Origin of the sequence: Sphingomonas sp. (assembly GCF_026460985.1) — a bacterium.
Lineage (GTDB): Bacteria > Pseudomonadota > Alphaproteobacteria > Sphingomonadales > Sphingomonadaceae > Sphingomonas.
This window is the reverse complement of record NZ_JAPKNM010000105.1, coordinates 13090-35233: the sequence shown is the minus strand read 5'-3', so window position 1 is coordinate 35233 and position 22144 is coordinate 13090. Positions and strand designations below refer to the sequence as shown.

23 protein-coding genes are annotated in these 22144 nt (G+C 67.4%); 15 read left to right on the top strand and 8 right to left on the bottom strand.

Annotated features, from left to right (window positions below):
* The first annotated feature begins 72 nt into the window (after positions 1 to 72).
* Positions 73 to 459, top strand: a complete 387-nt coding sequence (locus MT490_RS17455) for a tetratricopeptide repeat protein (protein ID WP_297390571.1) — start codon at positions 73 to 75, stop codon at positions 457 to 459.
* Positions 459 to 1265: a 4-(cytidine 5'-diphospho)-2-C-methyl-D-erythritol kinase gene (locus MT490_RS17450; RefSeq protein ID WP_297390569.1), complete on the top strand. Its 807-nt coding sequence runs from the start codon at positions 459 to 461 to the stop codon at positions 1263 to 1265. The genes MT490_RS17455 and MT490_RS17450 overlap by 1 nt, the downstream gene beginning before the upstream one ends.
* Before the next feature lie 3 nt (positions 1266 to 1268).
* On the opposite strand, the gene MT490_RS17445 is transcribed toward MT490_RS17450, so the two are convergent.
* On the bottom strand, positions 1269 to 1814 hold the full coding sequence (locus tag MT490_RS17445) for a 2OG-Fe(II) oxygenase (RefSeq protein ID WP_297390568.1): 546 nt from the start codon (positions 1812 to 1814) through the stop codon (positions 1269 to 1271).
* A 170-nt stretch (positions 1815 to 1984) separates the two neighbouring features.
* Between MT490_RS17445 and recA the strand changes: the two genes are divergently transcribed.
* The 3 genes from recA to MT490_RS17430 all read left to right on the top strand — a co-directional run bounded on the left by recA (position 1985) and on the right by MT490_RS17430 (position 5272).
* Complete coding sequence (gene recA / locus MT490_RS17440) at positions 1985 to 3055, top strand: recombinase RecA (RefSeq protein WP_297390566.1); 1071 nt, start codon at positions 1985 to 1987, stop codon at positions 3053 to 3055.
* Positions 3056 to 3222: 167 nt separating this feature from the next.
* On the top strand, positions 3223 to 4617 hold the full coding sequence (locus MT490_RS17435) for an RNB domain-containing ribonuclease (RefSeq protein ID WP_297390564.1): 1395 nt from the start codon (positions 3223 to 3225) through the stop codon (positions 4615 to 4617).
* A 28-nt stretch (positions 4618 to 4645) separates the two neighbouring features.
* Positions 4646 to 5272 (top strand): glutathione S-transferase, encoded by a 627-nt coding sequence (locus tag MT490_RS17430; protein ID WP_297390562.1) that lies wholly within the window; start codon positions 4646 to 4648, stop codon positions 5270 to 5272.
* Here the strand turns inward: MT490_RS17430 and MT490_RS17425 are convergent.
* The gene (locus MT490_RS17425) at positions 5263 to 6603 is read right to left on the bottom strand and encodes a dicarboxylate/amino acid:cation symporter (RefSeq protein WP_297390560.1); all 1341 of its coding nucleotides are present in this window, start codon (positions 6601 to 6603) and stop codon (positions 5263 to 5265) included. The two genes, MT490_RS17430 and MT490_RS17425, sit on opposite strands and share 10 nt — an antisense overlap.
* Positions 6604 to 6705: 102 nt before the next feature.
* Here MT490_RS17425 and MT490_RS17420 point away from each other — a divergent pair, with 102 nt between their 5' ends.
* From MT490_RS17420 to alaS, 3 genes are all read left to right on the top strand, one after another.
* Complete coding sequence (locus tag MT490_RS17420; protein ID WP_297390558.1) at positions 6706 to 7971, top strand: Xaa-Pro peptidase family protein; 1266 nt, start codon at positions 6706 to 6708, stop codon at positions 7969 to 7971.
* Between the two features lie 71 nt (positions 7972 to 8042).
* On the top strand, positions 8043 to 8576 hold the full coding sequence (locus MT490_RS17415) for a hypothetical protein (protein ID WP_297390556.1): 534 nt from the start codon (positions 8043 to 8045) through the stop codon (positions 8574 to 8576).
* Positions 8577 to 8633: 57 nt separating this feature from the next.
* Entirely contained in the window at positions 8634 to 11285 is a 2652-nt protein-coding gene (gene alaS, locus MT490_RS17410) for an alanine--tRNA ligase (protein ID WP_297390554.1), read from the top strand.
* A 6-nt stretch (positions 11286 to 11291) separates the two neighbouring features.
* On the opposite strand, the gene MT490_RS17405 is transcribed toward alaS, so the two are convergent.
* The 5 genes from MT490_RS17405 to MT490_RS17385 all read right to left on the bottom strand — a co-directional run bounded on the left by MT490_RS17405 (position 11292) and on the right by MT490_RS17385 (position 16120).
* Positions 11292 to 11801 carry a hypothetical protein gene (locus MT490_RS17405; protein ID WP_297390552.1) on the bottom strand — a complete coding sequence of 170 codons (510 nt, stop codon included), beginning with the start codon at positions 11799 to 11801 and terminating at the stop codon, positions 11292 to 11294.
* A gap of 18 nt (positions 11802 to 11819) precedes the next feature.
* Positions 11820 to 12326, bottom strand: a complete 507-nt coding sequence (locus tag MT490_RS17400; RefSeq protein ID WP_297390550.1) for a hypothetical protein — start codon at positions 12324 to 12326, stop codon at positions 11820 to 11822.
* Between the two features lie 70 nt (positions 12327 to 12396).
* Positions 12397 to 14169 (bottom strand): cation:proton antiporter, encoded by a 1773-nt coding sequence (locus MT490_RS17395; protein WP_297390548.1) that lies wholly within the window; start codon positions 14167 to 14169, stop codon positions 12397 to 12399.
* Between the two features lie 75 nt (positions 14170 to 14244).
* Positions 14245 to 15465, bottom strand: a complete 1221-nt coding sequence (locus tag MT490_RS17390; RefSeq protein ID WP_297390546.1) for an NADP-dependent isocitrate dehydrogenase — start codon at positions 15463 to 15465, stop codon at positions 14245 to 14247.
* Positions 15466 to 15541: 76 nt separating this feature from the next.
* Positions 15542 to 16120: a methyltransferase gene (locus MT490_RS17385; protein ID WP_297390544.1), complete on the bottom strand. Its 579-nt coding sequence runs from the start codon at positions 16118 to 16120 to the stop codon at positions 15542 to 15544.
* On the opposite strand from MT490_RS17385, the gene MT490_RS17380 reads away from it, so the two are divergent.
* From MT490_RS17380 to pssA, 3 genes are all read left to right on the top strand, one after another.
* Positions 16077 to 16829, top strand: a complete 753-nt coding sequence (locus MT490_RS17380) for a hypothetical protein (RefSeq protein WP_297390542.1) — start codon at positions 16077 to 16079, stop codon at positions 16827 to 16829. The two genes, MT490_RS17385 and MT490_RS17380, sit on opposite strands and share 44 nt — an antisense overlap.
* A gap of 62 nt (positions 16830 to 16891) precedes the next feature.
* Positions 16892 to 17620, top strand: a complete 729-nt coding sequence (locus MT490_RS17375; RefSeq protein WP_297390540.1) for a phosphatidylserine decarboxylase — start codon at positions 16892 to 16894, stop codon at positions 17618 to 17620.
* Entirely contained in the window at positions 17617 to 18432 is an 816-nt protein-coding gene (pssA, locus tag MT490_RS17370; RefSeq protein ID WP_297390538.1) for a CDP-diacylglycerol--serine O-phosphatidyltransferase, read from the top strand. The genes MT490_RS17375 and pssA overlap by 4 nt, the downstream gene beginning before the upstream one ends.
* Here the strand turns inward: pssA and MT490_RS17365 are convergent.
* Positions 18371 to 18586 carry a hypothetical protein gene (locus MT490_RS17365; RefSeq protein WP_297390536.1) on the bottom strand — a complete coding sequence of 72 codons (216 nt, stop codon included), beginning with the start codon at positions 18584 to 18586 and terminating at the stop codon, positions 18371 to 18373. The two genes, pssA and MT490_RS17365, sit on opposite strands and share 62 nt — an antisense overlap.
* A gap of 273 nt (positions 18587 to 18859) precedes the next feature.
* On the opposite strand from MT490_RS17365, the gene rpsB reads away from it, so the two are divergent.
* The 4 genes from rpsB (at position 18860) to frr (ending at position 22127) form a co-directional block, all read left to right on the top strand.
* On the top strand, positions 18860 to 19696 hold the full coding sequence (rpsB, locus tag MT490_RS17360; RefSeq protein WP_297390534.1) for a 30S ribosomal protein S2: 837 nt from the start codon (positions 18860 to 18862) through the stop codon (positions 19694 to 19696).
* A gap of 78 nt (positions 19697 to 19774) precedes the next feature.
* Positions 19775 to 20704, top strand: a complete 930-nt coding sequence (tsf, locus tag MT490_RS17355) for a translation elongation factor Ts (RefSeq protein WP_297390532.1) — start codon at positions 19775 to 19777, stop codon at positions 20702 to 20704.
* Positions 20705 to 20822: 118 nt separating this feature from the next.
* Positions 20823 to 21554: a UMP kinase gene (gene pyrH, locus MT490_RS17350; RefSeq protein WP_297390530.1), complete on the top strand. Its 732-nt coding sequence runs from the start codon at positions 20823 to 20825 to the stop codon at positions 21552 to 21554.
* A gap of 15 nt (positions 21555 to 21569) precedes the next feature.
* The gene (frr, locus tag MT490_RS17345; RefSeq protein WP_297390528.1) at positions 21570 to 22127 is read left to right on the top strand and encodes a ribosome recycling factor; all 558 of its coding nucleotides are present in this window, start codon (positions 21570 to 21572) and stop codon (positions 22125 to 22127) included.
* The last annotated feature ends 17 nt before the right edge of the window (positions 22128 to 22144 follow it).

Genomic DNA, 22144 nt, shown 5'->3' with positions numbered 1-22144 from the left:
GCCAGGCATAGCGCGCCTCATAATGCCGCCCCAGCCGCCAATAGGCGTCGCCGAGATGCTCGTTGGCGCGCGGTGGCGCTGGCGCCCGATCAGGCGCCCGCGCTCAAATATCTGGGCTATGCGCAGGTCGCCCGCGGCGAGAACATCGCCGAGGCGCAGGCGCTGCTCGAGCGCGCCCGCGCGCTCAAGCCCGACGATGCCGAGATCGCCGATGCGCTCGCCTGGGCCTATTTCCAGCGCGGCGACGTCGCGAAGGCGATCCCGCTGCTCGAACGCGCGGTGAAGGGCGATCCCGCCGCAGCGCGCGCCAACGAGCATCTCGGCGACGCCTATTGGCGGCTGGGGCGGCATTATGAGGCGCGCTATGCCTGGCGCGCCGCGGCGCTCACCGCCGAGAACGACGCGACCGCCCGGCTCGACGCCAAGCTCGCCTACGGATTGAAGCCGCGGACCAATTGATGCTGACCGAGATCGCGCGCGCCAAGTTGAACCTGGCGCTCCACGTCCGCGCCCGCCGCCCCGACGGCTATCACGAGATCGAGACTCTGTTCGCCTTCGTCGAGCAGGGCGACGTGCTGCGGGTCACACCCGCCGATGCGCCGGCCTTCCGGATCACCGGGCCGTTCGCGGGCGCGTTGGCGGGCGAGGGCGACAATCTCGTCACGCGCGCCGCGACGCGCTTCGCCGAGGCGTTCGGGGGCGGCGCGCACGCGATCGAGCTCGAAAAGCATCTGCCGGTCGCCTCGGGCATCGGCGGCGGCTCGGCGGATGCGGCGGCGACGCTGCGCGCGCTGGCGAGGCTCCGCGATGTGGCGCTCGATGACACACGGCTCTTCGCGATCGCCGACGGCCTCGGTTCGGACGTCCCCGCCTGCCTGCTCGGCAAGACCGCGCTGGGCAGGGGCCGGGGCGAGCGGCTGCAGCCCGTTCCCGGCTGGCCCGGCGTGCCGGTGTTGCTCGTCAATCCGGGTGTCGCGGTGTCGACGGCGGAGGTCTTCCGCCGCTGGGACGGCGTGGATCGCGGTCCGCTCGGTGCCGATCCGCTGCAGGGCCGCAACGACCTCGAGGCGCCGGCGCGCGCGATCGCCCCGGTGATCGGCGAGGTGCTCGCACTGCTCGCCGCCCAGCCGGGCGTCACGCTCGCGCGCATGTCAGGCTCGGGCGCGACGTGCTTTGCCTTGTTCGAGACGGTCGAAGCGCGTGCCGCCGCCGCCGTGGCGGCGGACCGCCCGGGCTGGTGGATCCTCGAAACCCGGCTGGCCTGAACCTCAGCCGCTTTTCCCGGTCCAAGCCACCAGTGCGTAACGCACCCCGCGCGTCACCGGGGTCACGCGGTGGATCATCCGCGAGGCGAACAGGCGCGCGCCGCCCCGCGGCAGCGTGCGCGCCAGCCCCAGGGCAGGTGCGATCTCGAGCACGCCGCCTTCATAGTCGCTCGCCTCGGAGAGCTCGATCGACGCCGAGATCCGCCGCGCGTCGTAGCGATCGGTCCCCGCGTCCGAATGCCAGGTCTGGAAGTGTGCGCCCACGCCGTAGCGGATCAGCTGGATGTCCTCGAACACCGGATCCACCTCCGTCTCGAACCGGGCCGCGGCCTCCGCGAACAGCGCGTCCAGCCGGTCATGGATCCAGGCGGTTTCGGCGGCGCGGGGCCAATAGCAGCGCTCGGCATGCCGCGTCCGGGTATCGACGTGATTCTCCACGCCGTTCCACACCGTCGCGGGCTCGAGCGGTCCGCGCGCGCCGAGCGTGACGATCGCGTCGCATTCCGCGGACGTGAACACGCTCGGAGCGTCGAAATAGGGCAGGGCCATCCGCTCTGGCTAGGGCTGCGCGGCCGGGGAGACAATAGCGCGTGCAAGTGCGCGAAAGTTCGTTTCGCTCGTGTGAAGTTCCCCTCTTGTTCCAAGAGAACAAACGTTGTACATGCTGCATCCACACGGTTGAACGGCAGGGTCAAACCCTCTAGCGACGGGGATACGAAATGGCAGCTTCCCTCAAGGTGATCGACGGCAACATGGCAGTATCCACGGACAAGCAGAAGGCGCTCGACGCCGCATTGGCGCAGATCGATCGCGCCTTCGGCAAGGGCAGCGCGATGCGTCTCGGCTCGAAGGAGACGATGCAGGTCGAGGCGATCTCGACCGGCTCGCTCGGGCTCGACATCGCGCTCGGGGTCGGCGGGCTGCCGCGCGGCCGCGTGATCGAAGTCTACGGTCCCGAGAGCTCGGGCAAGACCACGCTCGCGCTGCATGTCATCGCCGAAGCGCAGAAGAATGGCGGAACGGCCGCGTTCGTAGATGCCGAACACGCACTCGACCCGGTCTATGCCAAGAAGCTCGGTGTCAACATCGACGAGCTCATTGTCTCCCAACCCGATACAGGCGAGCAAGCACTCGAGATTACCGACACGCTCGTCCGCTCGAACGCGATCGACGTGCTCGTGGTCGATTCGGTCGCCGCTTTGGTCCCCCGCGCCGAGATCGAGGGCGAGATGGGCGACAGCCATGTCGGCCTGCAGGCGCGGCTGATGTCGCAGTCGCTGCGGAAGCTCACCGGCTCGATCAGCCGCTCGCGCTGCATGGTGATCTTCATCAACCAGCTGCGCATGAAGATCGGCGTGATGTACGGCAATCCGGAGACCACGACCGGCGGCAATGCGCTGAAGTTCTACGCCTCGGTCCGCCTCGACATCCGCCGCACCGGCCAGATCAAGGACCGCGACGAGATCATCGGCAATTCGACCCGCGTGAAGGTCGTCAAGAACAAGGTCGCCCCGCCGTTCAAGCAGGTCGAATTCGACATCATGTATGGCGAGGGCATCTCCAAGATCGGCGAGATTCTCGACCTCGGCGTCAAGGCGGGGCTGGTCGAGAAGTCGGGCGCCTGGTTCAGCTATGACAGCATCCGCATCGGCCAGGGCCGCGAGAATTCGAAGACCTTCCTCAAGGAGAATCCGGAGCTCTGCGCCCGGCTCGAGGCTGCGATCCGCAACCGCACCGATCAGGTCGCCGAGGGGCTGATGACCGGTCCGGATGCCGAGGACGATATCTGAATTCGAGCGGAGAGGGCGCTTTCGCCGCATCTTCGCTTCATCTTTCGGCCGCGCCGGCATGACCTGGTGCCAGGCGGCGGTCACGGGAGCCTCTCCCATCGGGAGACCCGGCGCATTGCCCTGCGCCGGGTCTTTCGCGTTTGGCCCGGGCCTTTATAGCAGAGGCGATGAAGGCGATCGTCGATCCCGGTAACGTGCTGGCGCAGGGGCTGGCGGCCATCCGCGGCCAGTTCCAGGTGCCCGCCTCCTTTCCGGCCCCCGTGCTCGCGGTAGCCGAAGCCGCGGCGAAGCGTGCTCCCAACGCGCATGCCGACCGGACCGACCGCGCCTTCGTGACGCTCGATCCGGCGCGCTCGGTCGATCTCGACCAGGCCTTCGCGATCGAGCGTAGCGGCGGCGACCTGCTGCTCTTCTATGCGATCGCCGACGTCGCCTGGTTCGTCGACGACGGCGACCCGCTCGATGTCGAGGCGTGGAAGCGGGGAACGACCCTGTACCTACCCGACGGCAAGGCAGGGCTCTACCCGCCGGTGCTGAGCGAAGGCGCCGCGAGCCTGTTGCCCGCCGGGCCGCGCCCGGCGGTGGTCTTCACCGTGCGCGTGGCGCCCGACGGCGCGGTGCGGCTCGACGGCGCCGAGCGCGCGCTGATCCGCAGCCGCGCCAAGCTCGGCTACGAGACCGTCCGCGACATGGATCTCCCGCCCGATTTCGCCGAACTGGCCCGCCGGATCGCCGCAGCCGAATCGCGGCGCGGCGCGGCACGCGTCGACCCGCCCGAACAGGAAGTCGCCGAGCGCGCCGACGGGCATCTCGCGCTCGAGTTCCGCGTCCGGCACCCGTCCGAGGATCGCAACGCGGCGCTGTCGCTCGCCACCAACCTTGCGGTCGCCGATGCGCTGCTCGCCCACCGGACCGGCCTCTTCCGCGTGATGCGCGAGCCCGACGCGGCCGCCATCGCCAGGCTCCGCAACACCGCGCGGGCGTTCGGCATCACCTGGCCCGAGGACCAGTCGCTCGCGGCGTTCGAACCCGGGCTCGACCCCAAGGATCGCAGCCAGGCGGCGCTGATGCTCGCCATCCGGCGTGCGGGCCAGGGCGCCAGCTATGCGCCGTGGCAGGAAGGGGTGGTGCCGTGGCACGCGGCGGTGGCGGCGAGCTACACCCATGCGACCGCGCCGCTCCGGCGGCTCGCCGACCGCTATGTCGTCCGCGCCGCGCTGGCCGTGGCCAACGGCCAGGCGGTTCCGTTCGCAGTGGAGGAGGCGTTCGCGCGCTTGCCCAAGGTGATGGCGCGTGCCGACGCGCTCGCCGGGCAGATCGATCGCGCGGTGATCGACTTCGCCGAAGCCGCGATGCTCGAAGGGCGCGAGGGCGAGGTCTTCTCCGCCGGCGTCACCGATGTCGACATGCGCGGCGCGCGCATGCAGCTGAGCGCGCTTCCCGTGGTCACGCGCATCGAAGCGGACGGCGCCGCGCCGGGCGATACGATCCGGGTGCGGCTGATCGACGCTGATCCCGGCAAGCGCAGCGTTCGCTTCGAGCGCGTGGACCGCGCGCCATGACAACTCCGCTCCGCAAGGGAGGGCCCCGATGACGATCACCGTCCACCATCTCGAGAATTCGCGCTCGCAGCGCATCCTCTGGCTGCTCGAGGAGCTGGGGCTGCCTTATGCGGTGGAGCGCTACGATCGGAACAAGGCGACGATGCTCGCGCCGCCCGAGCTCAGGCGCATCCATCCGCTCGGCAAGTCGCCGGTGATCGACGACGGCGGCGTGGTCGTGGCGGAGACCGGTGCGATCGTCGAATATCTGGTCGAGAAGGGCGATGGCCGCCTCGGCGCGCCGGCGCATCGCGACGATGCGCTGCGCTACCGCCATTTCCTCCATTATGCCGAGGGCTCGCTGATGCCGCCCCTGGTCATCAAGCTGGTGCTCAGCCGCGTGCCGCTGCTGGGCAAGACGGCGCAGAAGAAGTTCCAGCCGATGATCGACGTCCATCTCGATTATGTCGAGGCCGAGCTCGCCGCGCGCCCCTGGTTCGCGGGCAAGGACTTCACCGCCGCCGACGTGATGATGAGCTTTCCGCTCGAGGCGGCGGTGGCGCGCGCGGGCGCCACCGAGGGCCGCCCGCACATCGCCGCCTGGCTAGCGAAGATCCACGCGCGGCCCGCCTATCAGGCCGCGCTGAAAGCGGGCGGTCCTTATGCCTATGCCTGAGGCCTGGACGCCTCGTCGCCATATTCCTCGAAGCTGTCGAGGTCGGGCGCGCCCACGGGCACGTGCTTGATCTCGATCTCGGCGGGCTGGGGCGGGTCGAGCTGCCCTTCCCAGCGCGCCACCACCGTCGCCGCCACGGCGTTGCCGATCACGTTGGTCGCGGTGCGGCCCATGTCGAGGAAATGGTCGACCGCTAGGATCAGCAATATACCCGCCTCGGGGATCTGGAAGTGCGACAGCGTGCCGGTGATCACCACCAGGCTGGCGCGCGGCACGCCGGCGATGCCCTTGCTGGTGATCATCAGCATCAGCAGCATCGTGATCATCGTGCCCCAGTCGAGGTGGATGCCATAGGCCTGGGCGATGAAGATCGACGCGAACGTCATGTACATCATCGAGCCGTCGAGGTTGAACGAATAGCCGAGCGGCAGCACGAAGCTGGCGATGCGCGGCGGCACGCCGAACCGGTCGAGCGCGTCGAGCGTGCGCGGATAGGCGGCCTCGGACGAGGCGGTCGAGAAGCCGAGCAGGATCGGATCGCGCAGATAGCGCAGCAGCGTGCCGGTGCGCGGCCCGACGATCAGGAAGCAGGCGCCGAGCAGCACCGCCCAGAGGACGAAGAGGCCGAGATAGAAGCTGCCCATGAAGAAGGCGAGATCGCCGACCACGCCGAGCCCGCGCGTCGCCAGCGTCCGCGCCACCGCGCAGAACACCGCGACGGGTGCGAACAGCATCACATAGCCGGTGACCGTCAGCATCACCTGGACCAGCGCCTCGAGCCCGCGCAGCAGCGGGGCGGCCTTCTCGCCCACGGCGGCCATGCCCACGCCGAAGAACAGCGAGAAGATCACGAGCTGGAGGATGTCGTTGGTCGCCATCGCGTCGATTGCCGAGGTCGGCACGATGTGGATGAAGAACTTGGCGGCGTCGAAGCCCGAGCGGTCGACCCCGCTCGATGCCGCAGCGTCGGGCAGCGGCAGGTTCAGGCCGACGCCCGGCTGGAGCAGGTTCACCAGCAGGAGGCCCAGCGTCAGCGAGATCAGGCTGGCGGTGACGAACCACAGGAACGCCTTGATCCCCACGCGGCCGATCGCGCCGGTGCCGCCCATGTGGGCGATGCCGACGACCAGGGTCGAGACGACCAGTGGCGCGATGATCATCTTGATCAGGTGGAGGAACATCTGGGTCGGGATGTCGAACCAGTAGCTGATGTCCTTCAGTCGCGCGGTGCCCGCGGCGGTCCCGTCGTCATAGGCGACATTGAGCCCCCAGCCGATCAGCCCGCCCAGCAGCAGCCCGGCCAGAATGAACCACGTCAGTCGCTTGCCCACGAAATTCCCCTAAGTAAGTTCGCGGCAGGGAAGGGGATTGTCGCCGCCGGGTCAAGGACCCTATCGCAGCCGTCCACGCAATTCTTGCCGGAGTCGCCCCGAATGACACGCCTTCCCAGCCTCAGCCGCCGCGCGCTGATCCGGAGCGCGGGCGCCGTGCCGCTGCTGGCGCTGCCGGGCCTGCTCCGCGCCGAGGAGCCCGACGTCTCGGAGCTGAAGGACATCACCACGGGCGCCGCGCCCATCGGCCGCGAGGAGCGCCTCGCGCGGATCGCCCGGGCGCAGGCGCTGATGAAGGCGGCGGGGATCGGCGCGGTGCTGATCGAGCCAGGCTCGTCGCTCATCTACTTCACCGGGGTGCGCTGGGGGCGGAGCGAACGGCTCACCGCAGTCGTCCTGCCGGTCGAAGGCGAACCGTGCATCGTGACGCCCTTCTTCGAGGAGCCTTCGGTCCGCGAGAGCCTGGCGATCCCCGCCCAAGTCCGCGTGTGGCAGGAGGACCAGGACCCGCTGGCGGTGGTCGCCGGCTTCCTCAAGGAGCGCAAGCTGGCCGCGCGGCCGATCGGGGTCGAGGAGACCGTCCGCTATTTCGCCGTCGACGGCCTCCAGCGCGCTTTGCCCGGCGCGAAGATCGTCTCGGCCAACCCGATCGTGCGCGGCTGCCGCATGATCAAGACCGCGCCTGAGCTCGCTTTGATGCAACTCGCCACCGACGTGACGATCGCCGCCTATCGCTGGACCTATCCTCGCATTCGCGAGGGCATGACGCCGCGCGACATCGCTGCGCTGATGAGCGCTGCCACGCGCAAGCTGGGCGGCTCGAACGAGTGGAACCTGATCCTGCTCGGCGAGGCGGCGGCCTATCCGCACGGCAGCGGCAAGCCGCAAAAGGTCGTGCCCGGCGAGGTCGTGCTGATGGACTGCGGCTGCAGCGTCCAGGGTTACCAGTCGGACGTATCGCGCAGCTTCGTCTTCGGCACCGCGAGTGCCGAGCAACGCAAGGTCTGGAACCAGGTCGCGCGCGGCCAGCAGATCGCGCTCGAAGTGGCGAAGCTGGGCACGCCCGCCGGCGCTGTCGACGATGCGGTGCGGCGTTATTACACCTCGCTGGGCTACGGCCCGGACTATCAGTTGCCCGGCCTCTCGCACCGCACCGGCCACGGCATCGGCATGGACGGCCATGAACCGGTAAACCTCGTTCGCGGCGAGAAGACGCCGCTCGCGGCGGGCATGTGCTTCTCGAACGAGCCGGGAATCTACATCCCGGGCAGCTTCGGCATCCGGCTCGAGGATTGCTTCCACATGACCGAATCCGGCCCGAAATGGTTCAGCGTACCGCCCAAGTCGATCGACGCGCCTTTCGACTGACGCCGTCGCCGAGTGGCGATGTTTCCGGGCGCCTGTGCTATGTTGCGCGCAGGCGATCTCGGGAGGGCGACATGCCTTGGGACAGTCTGCTTGCTGGCGCGACTGGTGGCGCCGCGATCTTCATCGTCTTCGTCGTGCTGTTCGGCCAGGGGCTGATCAACTCGCTGCTCAAGCTGATCGACACCCGAACGCGCCAGATCGAGATGCGCAACGAGCTGCTGCTCAGGGCGATGGACGGCTATGACCAGCAATTGTCGCAGACGCGGGAGACCCGCTATCTCGAACTTTGGGCGCTCACCGCGCCGCTCCCCCAATGGCCCCGGAACGACGGACTGACCTATGGGCGTCTCGAAAAGCTCACGCGCGAGCTGCGCGATTGGTATTTCGGCGGCGGGGGTCTCTATCTCTCGCAGGAAGCGCGCGACGTGTACGGCGAGGCGCAGACGGTGATTTGCGCTGCGCTCGGCCCGCGGGGCGACGCGGAGGTTCCGTCCGAAGTTTACGATTCGATCCAGAAGGCGTTGTCCCGTCTGCGCCGTAGGCTGACCGCGGACCTTGCGACGCGGCGCGAGATCCACGCGCTGGAGGCAATTCAGAAGCCGTGACGCTGTGATCGAAGCGTTTCGCTTGAGCCGAACGCCGCGTGCCCCTAAGTCGCACGCATGACGTCGACCAACGATATCCGCCGCAGCTTCCTCGACTATTTCGAAGGCCAGGGCCATGCCCGCGTGCCCAGCGCGCCGCTGGTGCCGCAAAACGATCCGACGTTGATGTTCGTCAATGCGGGCATGGTGCCGTTCAAGAACGTCTTCACCGGGCTCGAGACGCGTCCCTATTCGACCGCGACCAGCTCGCAGAAGTGCGTCCGTGCCGGCGGCAAGCACAACGATCTCGACAATGTGGGATACACCGCGCGCCACCACACCTTCTTCGAGATGCTCGGCAATTTCTCGTTCGGCGACTATTTCAAGGAGCAGGCGATCACGCATGCGTGGACGCTGCTGACGCGCGAATGGGGCATCCCGGCGGAGAAGCTGACCGCCACGGTCTATCACACCGACGACCAGGCGTTCGACCTGTGGCGGAAGATCGCGGGCCTGCCCGAAAGCCGGATCATCCGGATCCCGACCAAGGACAATTTCTGGGCGATGGGATCGGACGGCCCGTGCGGGCCCTGCTCGGAGATCTTCTACGATCACGGCGACCATATCCATGGCGGCCCCCCGGGCTCCCCCGAGGAGGATGGCGACCGCTTCGTCGAGATCTGGAACCTCGTCTTCATGCAGTATCTGCAGGAGAATGACGAGATCGTCAGCGAGCTGCCCAAGCCGAGCATCGACACCGGCATGGGGCTCGAACGCCTCGCCGCGGTGCTCCAGGGCGTCCACGACAATTACGATACCGACACCTTCAAGGCGCTGATCGCCGAATCGGGCGCGCTCACCGGCGCCTCGACCACCGGCGAGAACCAGGCGAGCCACCGCGTGATCGCCGATCACCTGCGCTCCTCGGGTTTTCTCGTCGCGGACGGCGTGCTGCCCGCGAACGAGGGCCGCGGCTATGTGCTCCGCCGCATCATGCGTCGCGCGATGCGCCACGCGCACCTGCTCGGCGCGAAGGATCCGCTGATGCACCGGATGGTGCCGGCGCTGGTCGCCGAGATGGGCGCCGCCTATCCCGAGCTCGTCCGCGCGCAGCCGTTGATAGAGGCGACCCTGCTCCAGGAAGAGACGCGTTTCCGCCAGACGCTCGCCAACGGCCTGCGCCTGCTCGACGAGGCTACCCAAGGTCTTTCCGAAGGCGATACGCTGCCGGGCGAGACCGCGTTCAAGCTCTACGACACCTTCGGCTTCCCCTATGATCTGACCGAGGACGCGTTGCGCGCCAATGGCATCCAGGTCGATCGCGCGGGCTTCGACAGCGCGATGGCCGAGCAGAAGCGCGCCGCGCGCGCCGCCTGGAAGGGCTCGGGCGACAAGGCCAGCGACGAAGTCTGGTACGACATCGCCGACGAACTCGGCGGCACCGAGTTCACTGGCTATGTCGGCACCGAAGGCGAAGGCCAGGTCGTCGCCTTGGTCAAGGACGGTACGCGCGTCGACAAGGCCGGGGCGGGCGATGCAGTGACCATCCTCACCAACCAGACGCCCTTCTACGGCGAATCGGGTGGCCAGATGGGCGATGCCGGTACGATCGCCAACGACAAGCTGCGCGCGGTCGTCGACGACACTTCGAAGCCGCTCGGCCGGCTCCACGCGCATCATGCGAAGATCGAGACGGGCGAGATCGCGGTGGGCGACACCGTCCATCTCTCGGTCGACGCCGCACGCCGCGACGCGATCCGCGCCAATCATAGCGCTACGCACCTGCTCCACGCAGCGTTGCGCAAGCGGCTGGGCGGCCACATCACGCAGAAGGGCAGCCTCGTCGCGCCCGACCGGCTGCGCTTCGATTTCTCGCACCCGTCCGCGCTCACGCCGCAGGAAGTGGCCGATATCGAGGCCGATGTGAACGCGCAGATCCGCCACAATGACACGGTTGGCACCCGGCTGATGACGCCCGAGGACGCGATCGCCGCGGGCGCGATGGCGCTGTTCGGGGAGAAATATGGCGACGAGGTCCGCGTGCTCTCGATGGGCCGCGGCGACGACCAGCATTATTCGGTCGAGCTGTGCGGCGGCACGCACGTGCACGCCACCGGCGATATCGCGATCTTCAAGATCGTCTCGGAGAGCGCAGTCTCCTCGGGCATCCGCCGCATCGAGGCGCTGACCGGCGAGGGCGCGCGGCTATGGCTCAACGCGCGCGACGAACGCCTCAGGGAAGCCGCGGCGGCGCTCAAGACCTCGCCCGACGATGTGCCGGCGCGGGTGCTGAGCCTCGTCGAGGAACGCCGTCGGCTCGAGCGCGAGCTTGCCGATGCCAAGAAGGCGCTGGCGCTGGGCGGAGGCGGTTCTGCCGCGCCCGCGGGCCCCGAGCAGGTGGGCGGGGTCAACTTCGTGGGGCAGGTGCTGGAGGGGCTCGACCCCAAGTCGCTGCGCGGGGCGGTCGATGAAGCCAAGGCACGGATCGGCAGCGGCGTGGTTGCGCTCGTTGCGGTCAATGACGGCCGTGCGTCGGTCGCGGTGGGAGTCAGCGACGGGCTCGGGCTGAGCGCGGTCGATCTGGTCAAGACCGCCGTGGCGGTGCTTGGCGGGCAGGGCGGCGGCGGTCGGCCCGACATGGCGCAAGGCGGTGGGCCCGATGGCAGCAAGGCCGGCGAAGCGCTCGGCGCGGTGCGCGAGGCGCTGGCGGAGGCGAAGGCGGCCGCCTGAGGCCGCTCAGGGCGCTACGGCGTAGCCGTCGTCGGGGCGCACCCAGATCGAGCGCTGGCTCATCTCGGGGCGGAGCAAGCCGTCGATCGTCACGTCGCTCTGATATTCATGACCGTCGAAGCGTTGCCGGTAGCAGCGCCTGTGCCCCGCCAGTGGCTGGGCGGCGTTCATCACGCGCGTGCGCACCTGCGCCTCGATCGCGGGCGCGAGCGGTGCGCCGTCCTTGGTGATCCTGCCGTCGCGCAGGTCGATGGGCCGGATCACCGAGCAGATCGCGCCGTCCTGCACCGTACCGCTGGTGCGATATTCGAGGATCGCGACCGGCTCGGTGCTCACCAGCCCCGACACCAATGCATCGAACTCGCTGTCGCCGCGCAGCGTATAGCGAACCAGCGACCGGCAGGTGCGGCGCGCGGTGTCGGGCGCGACGCATTGCATCCTGCCCTCGCGCGCCTGGGCGAGGGGATCCACATCCTGGCCGGCCGGTCCGGCCAGCGCGAGCAGCAAGGCGAGCAAGATTCCGGTCTCCTGAGGCTATAGGCCGAGCTTGTAGCCGTCTTCGGGCTGCACCCACAGCACGTGCTGGGTCATTTCGGGCCGGGCGACGCCGTCCAGCGTCACTTCGGCCTTGAGCACGGCGCCGTCGGGCGTTTCGCGCGTGCAGCCCATCTTGCCGAGCATCGGCGTGATCGAGCCGAGGATCTGCGCCCGGATCGTTCCCGCGGTCGTCGCGTCGAGCGGTGCGCCGTCCATCTTGAACGTCGCGGCGTCGATGTCTTCCTTGCGGATGGGCGCGCAGAACTGGTCTCCGACGAGCTTTCCGGTCGACTTCACTTCCATCGTGATCGGCGGTTGCGGCGCGATGAGGAGGGTCGTCGTGGTTTCGAAGCCGCCGTCGCCATTCAGCTTGTAGCTGGTGAGGCCCATGCAGGTCTTCTTCTCGATATTGGGATTGGCGCATTGGAGCTTGCCGGCCCTGGCGGAAGCGAGCGGGTCGGCGGCAGTCTGCGGCGCGGCCAGGAGGAGGAAGAGCGCGATCATCGGGCGGACTCCATGAGCTTTTCGGTCGAACATGCGGTCCCGCTGTTCGGGCGGCAAGGCGAATCCACGCTCATTCGACGACGTCCGCCTTGCGCGTGCGGCGCAGCCGCGGCTCCCGGTCGAGGTCCGAGGCGGCCTTGATCGACTTGCGCATCTCGTCGCGCTTCTCGTGGATCGACGCAATCACCGGGCCGACCGCGATGCCCACATCGACGAGCACCGCCTCGGACAATTGTAGCGAACTCTCCAGCGTCTCGGGAACCGCATCGGTCGCGCCCGCCTTGTACAGCTCTGCGGCATGATCGGCGTCGCGCGCACGGGCGATGATCGGCAGGTCGGGCACCCAGCTGCGCACGCGCTTGGTGAGGCGGACGGTGAGCACCGGATCGTCCATCGTCAGCACGAGCGCCTTGGCGTGGCCGAGCCTGAGCTGGTCGACCAGCTCGCTGCGGGTCACGTCGCCGAACAAAACGGTATAGCCTTCCTTGCGGGCGGCGTTGACGTTGTCGATGTCGGCGTCGACGCCGAGATAGGAGAGTCCGTGCCGGCGGAGCATGTCCGCCACGGTGCGGCCCACGCGGCCGAAGCCGATCACCACGGTTCCCGCGCGCATTTTGTCGATCGCGGCGGGGGCCTCGTCCTTCTCCTGCTGCTCGATGAGGCGCGCGACGAGCTGGCCCGCCTTGGCCAGCAGCGGCGTGGCGGTCAGGCCGATCGCAGTGACCGTGGTCCAGAAGGCTGCGGTCGCCCCCGAGATCAGGCCCGCCGCGCCGGCCACCCCGAGCACGATCAGCGTGGTCTCGGAGGGGCTCGCCATCAGCACGCCGGTCTCGGTCGCGGTGCCGGTGCGCGCGCCCGAAAGCTTGAGCAGCCCGGTCGTGACGGCGACCTTGACCACCATCACCATCACGGTCGCGCCCAGCAACGGCATCCAATTGGCGAGCACGAAGCCGAGATCGAGCCGCATGCCCACGGTGATCAGGAACACGCCGAGCGCGAGCCCCTTGAACGGCGCGGTGATCGCCTCGACCTCGCCGTGATATTCGGTCTCGGCGATGAGCAGCCCCGCGATCAGTGCCCCGACGATCGGCGACAGGCCGGCGGCGGTGGTGGCGAGGCTGGCGACGATAACGACCAGCAGGCTCGCCGCGAGAAACAGCTCGGGACTCTTGGTCCGGGCAGCCTGCGCGAACATGCGCGGCAGCAGAAAGCGGCCCCCCACGAACAATATGGCGACCGTCAGCACGCCCACCCATAGCGTGGTCAGCAGCCCGGTCATCCCGGCGACGCCCGGTACCGGCGACAAGGCGCCGAGCATGAAGATGATCGGCACGAGCGCCAGATCCTCGAACAGCAGCATGGCGAAGGCCGCGCGGCCCACGGCGCTGGTGGTGCCGGCGATCGGGACGACCAATGCGGTGGAGGAGAGAGCGAGCGCCAGTCCCAGGCCGATCGCGCCGCCGGTGCTCAATCCGGTGAGATAGAGCGCCGCGGCGAGGATGAGGCCCGCCCCGGCGAGCTCCGCGGCGCCTACCCCGAACACGAGCCTGCGCATCGACCAGAGCCTTCGGAACGAAAGCTCGAGCCCGATCGAGAAGAGCAAGAGGATGATGCCGAATTCGGCGAACGGCTCGATCGAATGCGCGTCGGAGATCGTGAAGTAATAGAGCCAGGGATATTGGCTGATCAGCGAGCCGAGCCCGGCGGGGCCGACCAGCGCGCCGACCAGGATGAAGCCGATCACCGGGCTGATGCGGAAGCGCGCGAAGGCGGGGATCACCAACCCGGCCGCGCCGAGGATCACCAGCGTGTCGCTGAAACCGGTATTGTTCAGACTTAGCATGGGCGGCAGCCTAGGGGCGGCACTCGGTACTCGCAACGGCCGTGATCGCCGCCGCCCATGCCGTTTGTCAGCCGCTTACTGCCAGCTGCCCATCGCGGTTTCGAGATTGACGCGAACCGTCTCGAAGAACTGCTCGGTGGTCATCCACGCCTGATCGGGGCCGATCAGCAGCGCGAGGTCCTTGGTCATCGCGCCGCTCTCGACGGTCTGGATGCAGACCTTCTCGAGCGTCTCGGCGAAGCGCGTTACCTCGGGGGTGCCGTCGAACTTGCCGCGATACTTGAGGCCGCCGGTCCAGGCGAAGATCGAGGCGATCGGGTTGGTCGAAGTCGCCTTGCCCTGCTGGTGCTGGCGATAGTGGCGCGTGACGGTGCCGTGCGCCGCCTCGGCCTCGATCGTCTTGCCGTCGGGCGACATCAGCACCGAAGTCATCAGACCGAGCGAGCCGAAGCCCTGCGCGACCTGGTCCGACTGGACGTCGCCGTCATAGTTCTTGCAGGCCCAGACGAACTCGCCGTGCCACTTGAGCGCCGAGGCGACCATGTCGTCGATCAGGCGGTGCTCGTAGACGATGCCGGCGGCCTGGAACTGGTCCTTGAACTCGGCCTCGAACACGGCCTGGAAGATGTCCTTGAAGCGCCCGTCATAGGCCTTGAGGATCGTGTTCTTGGTCGAGAGATAGAGCGGCCAGCCGCGGCCGAGCGAATAGTTCATGCTCGCGCGGGCGAAATCGGTGATCGATTCGTCGAGATTGTACATGCCCATCGCGACGCCGGCGTCGGGGAAGTTGAACACTTCCTTCTCGATGGTCTCGCCATTCTCGCCTTCCCACTTCATGCTGAGCTTGCCCTTGCCGGGCACCTTGAAGTCGGTGGCCTTGTACTGGTCGCCGAACGCATGGCGGCCGACGACGATCGGGCGGGTCCAGCCGGGGATCAGGCGGGGCACGTTCGAGATCACGATCGGCTCGCGGAAGATCACGCCGCCCAGGATGTTGCGGATCGTGCCGTTGGGCGACTTCCACATTTCCTTGAGGCCGAATTCCTCGACGCGGGCCTCGTCCGGGGTGATCGTCGCGCACTTCACGCCGACGCCGTACTGCTTGATCGCGTTCGCCGAATCGATCGTGATCTGGTCGTTGGTCTCGTCGCGCTTCTCGACGCCGAGGTCGTAATATTTGAGGTCGATGTCGAGATAGGGGAGGATCAGGCGCTCGCGGATCCACTGCCAGATGATCCGCGTCATCTCGTCGCCGTCGATCTCCACGACCGGCGTTGCAACCTTGATCTTCGCCATGTGCTCGCTTCCTTTTTAGGGTTTGGGCGAGCGTCTAGGAGGATGGGGAGGGGGGATCAAGCGCCCTTGGCGGCGCTTATTTCTTCCACGCCCACCAGAGCTGCGCGGGGGGCAGGTTCCACCACTCGACCTCATGGTCGATATGATCCCAATAGGGCGTCAGGAAGTTCCGCACCTTCGGATTGTACTGGTAGACCAGGAACGCGCCGCCCGGGCGAAGGATGTCGTGGGTGGCATGCGCGATCGAATCACCCACGCCCGTCGGCAGCGTCGAGAAGGGAAGGCCCGAGGCGATGAAATCGGCATGGTCGAAGCCGTGATCGGCGATGATCTTCTTGATGTCCGCCGCCGAATCATTGATCGCGATGAAGCGCGGATCGTCGATCATGTGCTTCAGGTAGCGGATGAAATCGGGATTCGTGTCGATCACGATCAGCTTGGCGTCAGGCGCCAGCCGCTCGAGGATCGGGCGAGTGAAGGTTCCCACGCCGGGGCCGTATTCGACGAACAGCTTGCAATTGCCCCAGTCGACTCGATCGAGCATGCGCTTCACGAGGCGCTGCGACGAGGAAGCGATCGCGCCCACCATCACCGGATGCTTGAAGAAGCCCTTGAGGAACATCACCCAGGGCGAGGACACTCCGGCGGCACGCATACTGGCACGGCGCTGCTTTGCGGAGGCGGTCGATGCGGGCATTGAGATCCTTTGCAGCTTTCGTGGCACCAGGGCGCACGCGCTTTCGCGAAAACGAACGAACATTCAAGCGGGACGGTTGCCTTTGCTGGGGACAACCACCGACGAACTCGAACAGTGTGGCGCGCAGATACACCACCATCCCCGCCGCGCAAAGCCGATCTGCGACAATCAGATGACAAGCGGTGCGATCACGGTTCGTTCATCCGGGGTGAAGCCGCGATACCACAGGGTGGCTCGCGGGAAAATGGGAGGGTGGGTGCCGATGCTCGCGATACTGACTGCGCTCTTGCTGCTGCCTGCGTCCATGCAACGCGACCCCGAGATCGCCCGCCCCGAATTGCTGAGCAGCGAGGATGTGCTTCCGCAAATCGACGATGCGGCGGTGCTGGCCTTCGTCAAGAAGCCGTTCGATCCCCGTTCCGGCGGGCGCCGGCACGATTGGCCCCGCACCCTCGGCATGTTGCGCGGCGTGCCCGTGGTGATCAGCTACACCTGCTCGGACCTTTGCCCCGAGTACACCAGGCGAATCGTGCGATACAATGTGACCGCGGGGCCTGAATGCGACCGGGTCGGCGGGATATCGAAGGATATCGTCGTGCCCAGGGGGATCGGCGTGGGCAAGGCGCGTTATTGCATCCCCGCGGTGACCGAACCGTGGCAGCAATGAGCGGGACGGAAACTCGCGCCACCGTCTAGGAAACACGGCCATGTGCCGCTACACCGCGCCGCATGGCATCCCTCGACAAGCCCCCCGTCGGCAACCCGACCGTGAAGTGGCGTTTCCCCGACATCCACCCCGAAGGGCGCAAATATGTGCTGATCGCGGGCGCGATCGCGTTCGTCAGCCTGTTCGTCTGGGATTTCATCACCTGGCCGCTCGTCTTCCTGACGCTCGGCGTCGCGGCGTTCTTCCGCGATCCCGTGCGCGTCACGCCGCAGGGCGAGGGGCTGATCGTCTCTCCCGCCGACGGTCTCATCACGATGATCGAGCCGGTGACCCTGCCTCCCGAGCTTTCGGGCCCGCATGCGCTTGGCGATGGACCGATGCTGCGCGTCTCGGTGTTCATGAGTGTGTTCGACGTGCACATCAATCGCACGCCGATCACCGGCACGATCCGCCATGTCATCTATATCGCCGGCAAGTTCATGAACGCCGACTTCGACAAGGCGAGCGAAGAGAATGAGCGTCAGTATATCATCGTCGAGGACAAGAACGGCCTGCGGATCGGCTTCACCCAGATCGCCGGGCTGGTTGCGCGTCGCATCGTCGCCTTCGTCAAGGCGGGCGACATGGTGGTCGGCGGGCAGCGCGTCGGGCTGATTCGCTTCGGCAGTCGCGTCGACGTCTTCATCCCCGAGAGCTACGGCGTCGAAGTCGCGTTGGGCCAGCGCGCCGTTGCCGGCGAAACCATCCTCGCGCGCAAGGGCGCACCGCGCGCGACCGGCATCGCGCAATGAGGCCGCCCCGCGCGGGCAGGCTTCCAAGGCGACCGCGCCGCGAAGGCGGCATTCCCCTCCGCGCGGTCCTGCCGAACACCGTCACTGCGCTCGCGCTCTGCTCGGGCCTGACGGCGATTCGTTTCGCGATCCTCGAGAATTGGGAAGTCGCGGTGCTGCTGGTGCTGGCCGCCGCGGTGTTCGACGGGCTCGACGGCAAGATCGCCCGGTTGGTGCGCGCGGAGAGCCGCTTCGGCGCCGAGCTCGACAGCCTCTCCGATGCGATCTCGTTCGGCGTGGCGCCGGCGCTGATCCTCTATCTCTGGTCGTTGAACGGCCTCGGCCAGTTCGGCTGGATGATCGCGCTGCTGCTGGCGCTGTTCTGCGCGCTGCGCCTTGCGCGGTTCAACGCGAATATCGACCAGGAGCATCAGCCGCACAAATCGGCCGGCTTCCTCACCGGCGTTCCCGCGCCGGCAGGTGCCCTGCTGGCGATGACGCCGCTCTATCTGTGGCTGTGGACGGGCGAGGCGGTGATCCGCATGCCCGTCGTGATCGCGGTCTGGACGGCGTTCGTCGCGCTGCTGCTGATCTCGAGCATCGCCACCTATGCGCCGACCGCCCGGATCCGCCAGCGGATCCGCTTCGAGGCTGTGGCGCTGCTGGTGGTGTTCGTCGCGGCCCTGGTTTCGGCGCCCTGGCCGACGCTTGCGCTGCTCGCCATCGCCTATCTGGCGACGATCCCGTTCAGCGTGCGCAGCTATCGCAGGATCATGCGGCTGCGCGCAGCGGCGCCCGTGCCGCCAGCCGAGCCGGAACTGCCCGCACCGTAACCCGGCTCAGCCGCGGCGGCAGCGCGGGCAGCATGGATGTCGGGCGAAACAGGTCGGCGAAGCGGTGGAACTGTGGACGGATGCTGGCATAGAGCGCCCAGCCCGCCGTCGCGAAGGTGGCGCCGAACAACACTGCAACAGCGAATCCAGTCATCGTTCGGCTCCAATTTCCGCACGCGGCCGGCGGGAACCCGGCAATTTCAACGGCTTCCCGCCGCGAGGTGTTTCACGCCCCGCTTCTGGGCTCTTTATGTTCCGTTAACGTTCCCATGTCAACACGATGTTCCGAACTTGTTCCACTTGCCTGCGCGTGGCAGTTCGGCTAAGGGCGCCGCCTCAACCCGCATGGGAAGCATCATAAACCGGTGCCATGGCGCTCAGCCTGGTCACTCGCTTCCCAGAGGCTCAACCGGAAGGAGTTATCCCTATGGCGGCACCTGTCGTCACCATGCAGCAGCTGCTCGAATCGGGCGCGCACTTCGGTCACCAGACCCACCGCTGGAACCCGAAGATGAAGCCCTACATCTTCGGCGACCGCAACGGCGTCCACATCATCGATCTCTCGCAGACCGTGCCGCTCTTCGCGCGCGCGCTCGAGTTCGTGTCGTCGACCGTCGCCGCCGGCGGCAAGGTGCTCTTCGTCGGCACCAAGCGCCAGGCCCAGGAGCCGATCGCCGAGGCAGCACGCCGCGCGAACCAGCATTTCGTCAACCACCGCTGGCTGGGCGGCATGCTCACCAACTGGAAGACGATCAGCAACTCGATCAAGCGCCTCAAGAGCCTCGAGGAGCAGCTCTCGGGCGATACGCACGGCCTGACCAAGAAGGAAGTGCTCCAGCTCACCCGCGAGCGCGACAAGCTCGAGCTCTCGCTCGGCGGCATCCGCGACATGGGCGGCGTTCCGGACATCATGTTCGTGATCGACGCGAACAAGGAAGAGCTGGCGATCAAGGAAGCCAACACGCTTGGTATCCCCGTGGTCGCGATTCTCGATTCGAACGTGAGCCCGGACGGCATCGCCTTCCCGGTTCCGGCGAACGACGACGCGAGCCGCGCAATCCGCCTGTACTGCGAGGCCGTGGCGATCGCCGCGACCCGCGGCGGCCAGGACCAGATGCGCAACCAGGGCTATGACTTCGGCGCCGCCGAGCAGCCCCCGGTCGAGGAAGCGGTCGCCGCTCCGGTGGTCGAGGAGCCCGAGGCTCCTGCCGCCGCGACCGATCCCGAGCAGGCCGAAGAGGGCGAGCGTCAGATCGACGCCTGAGCCCGTCATCCAACCGTAATGGGGGCGGGGCAGGGCAAAACGCACTGCTCCGCCCGACTTTTAGCTGAGGAATAGAACATGGCCGAGATCACTGCAGCTGCCGTGAAGGAGCTCCGCGAAAAGAGCGGCGCCGGCATGATGGATTGCAAGAAGGCGCTCACCGAGACCAATGGCGACCTCGAAGCCGCCAGCGACTGGCTGCGCTCGAAGGGCCTCGCCGCCGCCGCCAAGAAGTCGAGCCGCACCGCTGCCGAGGGTCTGGTCGGCATCGCCGTCGCCGGCACCAAGGGCGTCGCGGTCGAGGTCAATTCGCAGACCGACTTCGTCGCCAAGAACGAGATCTTCCAGGGTTTCGTCCGCGACGTTACCGCGGTCGCGCTCGAGAAGGGCGACGATATCGATGCGCTCAAGGCCACGCAGCTGCCGCAGGGCGGCACCGTCGAGGAAGTGCTGACCAACAACATCTCGACGATCGGCGAGAACCAGGTGCTGCGTCGCGCCAAGAAGGTCGAAGTGACCAACGGCGCGGTGATCCCGTACGTCCACAACGCCGCCGCGCCGGGCCTCGGCAAGATCGGCGTGCTGGTCGCGCTCGAGAGCGATGCGGGCGTCGATGTGCTCGAGCCGCTCGGCAAGCAGGTCGCGATGCACATCGCCGCTGCCTTCCCGCTCGCGCTGGACGAGACCGGTCTCGACCAGGAGACGCTGGAGCGCGAGCGCCAGATCGCGACCGAGAAGGCTGCCGAGAGCGGCAAGCCGGCCGAGATCATCGCCAAGATGGTCGAGGGTGCGGTCAAGAAGTTCGCCAAGGAGAACGCGCTGCTCAGCCAGCTCTTCGTGATGGACGGCAAGACTCCGGTCGCCGACGTGATCGCCAAGGCGGGCAAGGACGCCGGCGCGTCGATCGTGCTCAAGGACTATGTCCGCTTCCAGCTCGGCGAAGGCATCGAGAAGGAAGAGAGCGATTTCGCGGCCGAGGTCGCTGCGACCGCCGGCCTGACCAAGTAAGCGAGGCGCCGGGGCGTTCCGCCTCGACGGTCTGTCCCCGGCATCTCCGCTTGTTCCTGCGGCGCGGCACCTCTAAGGTCCGCGCCGCTTCGCTATCCGCCCCAAGCCCAAGGCTAAAATGACCGCTCCCCGCTTCAATCGCATCCTCCTCAAGCTTTCGGGCGAGGTCCTCATGGGGCAGGGCCAGTTCGGCATCGACCCCGCCACCTGCGACCGCGTCGCGGCCGAAGTGAAGGAGGCGATCGAGACCGGGCTGCAGGTCTGCATGGTGGTCGGCGGCGGCAACATCTTCCGCGGCCTTGCCGGCGCGGCGCAGGGCTTCGATCGCGCCAGCGCCGACTATATGGGCATGCTCGCGACCGTGATGAACGCGCTGGCGATGCAGAACGCGCTCGAAAAGGCGGGAGTCCAGACGCGCGTCCAGTCGGCGATCCCGATGGCCAGCGTGTGCGAACCCTATATCCGCCGGCGCGCCGAGCGGCACATGGAGAAGGGCCGCGTGGTCATCTTCGCCGCCGGCACCGGCTTGCCCTTCTTCACCACCGACACCACCGCCGCGCTGCGTGCCGCCGAGATGAACTGCGACGCGCTGTTCAAGGGCACCAGCGTCGATGGCGTGTACGATGCCGATCCGAAGAAGGTGCCTACTGCAAAGCGCTACGAATCATTGGGTTATAACCGTGTTCTCGCGGACAATCTCAAGGTGATGGATGCCTCGGCCGTCGCGCTGTGCCGTGACAACAACATTCCGATCGTGGTGTTCAACATCCGCGACGAGGGCAATCTCTCGGCCGTGCTACGCGGCGAGGGTACCTCGACGATCGTCCAGAACGAAACCGTATCCGCATAAGGGGAGAGCCGTAAAATGGCCGCTTACGACAAGGCAGATCTCGAGCGCCGCATGGCCGGCGCGGTCGAGGCGCTCAAGCACGACCTCCAGGGCCTGCGCACGGGTCGCGCATCGACCACCTTGCTCGATCCGGTGACGGTCGAGGTCTATGGCTCGCACATGCCGATCAACCAGCTTGCCAGCGTCTCGGCGCCCGAGCCGCGCATGCTCTCGGTGCAGGTGTGGGACAAGACCAATGTCGGCCCGGTCGACAAGGCGATCCGCTCAGCGGGCCTCGGGCTCAACCCGATCGTCGACGGCCAGACGCTGCGGCTGCCGATCCCGGACCTGACCGAGGAGCGCCGCAAGGAGCTCGCCAAGCTCGCCGGCCAATATGCCGAGAAGGCGCGCATCGCCGTCCGCAATGTCCGCCGCGACGGCAATGACAGCCTCAAGACCGACGAGAAGAAGGGCGTGTTCGGCGAGGACGAGCGCAAGCGCCACGAGACCGAGGTGCAGAAGCTGACCGACAGCACGATCGCCGATATCGACGCCGCGGCGGCGTCCAAGGAAAAGGAAATCCTGGGCAAGTGACGCCGGGCCTTCGCCCC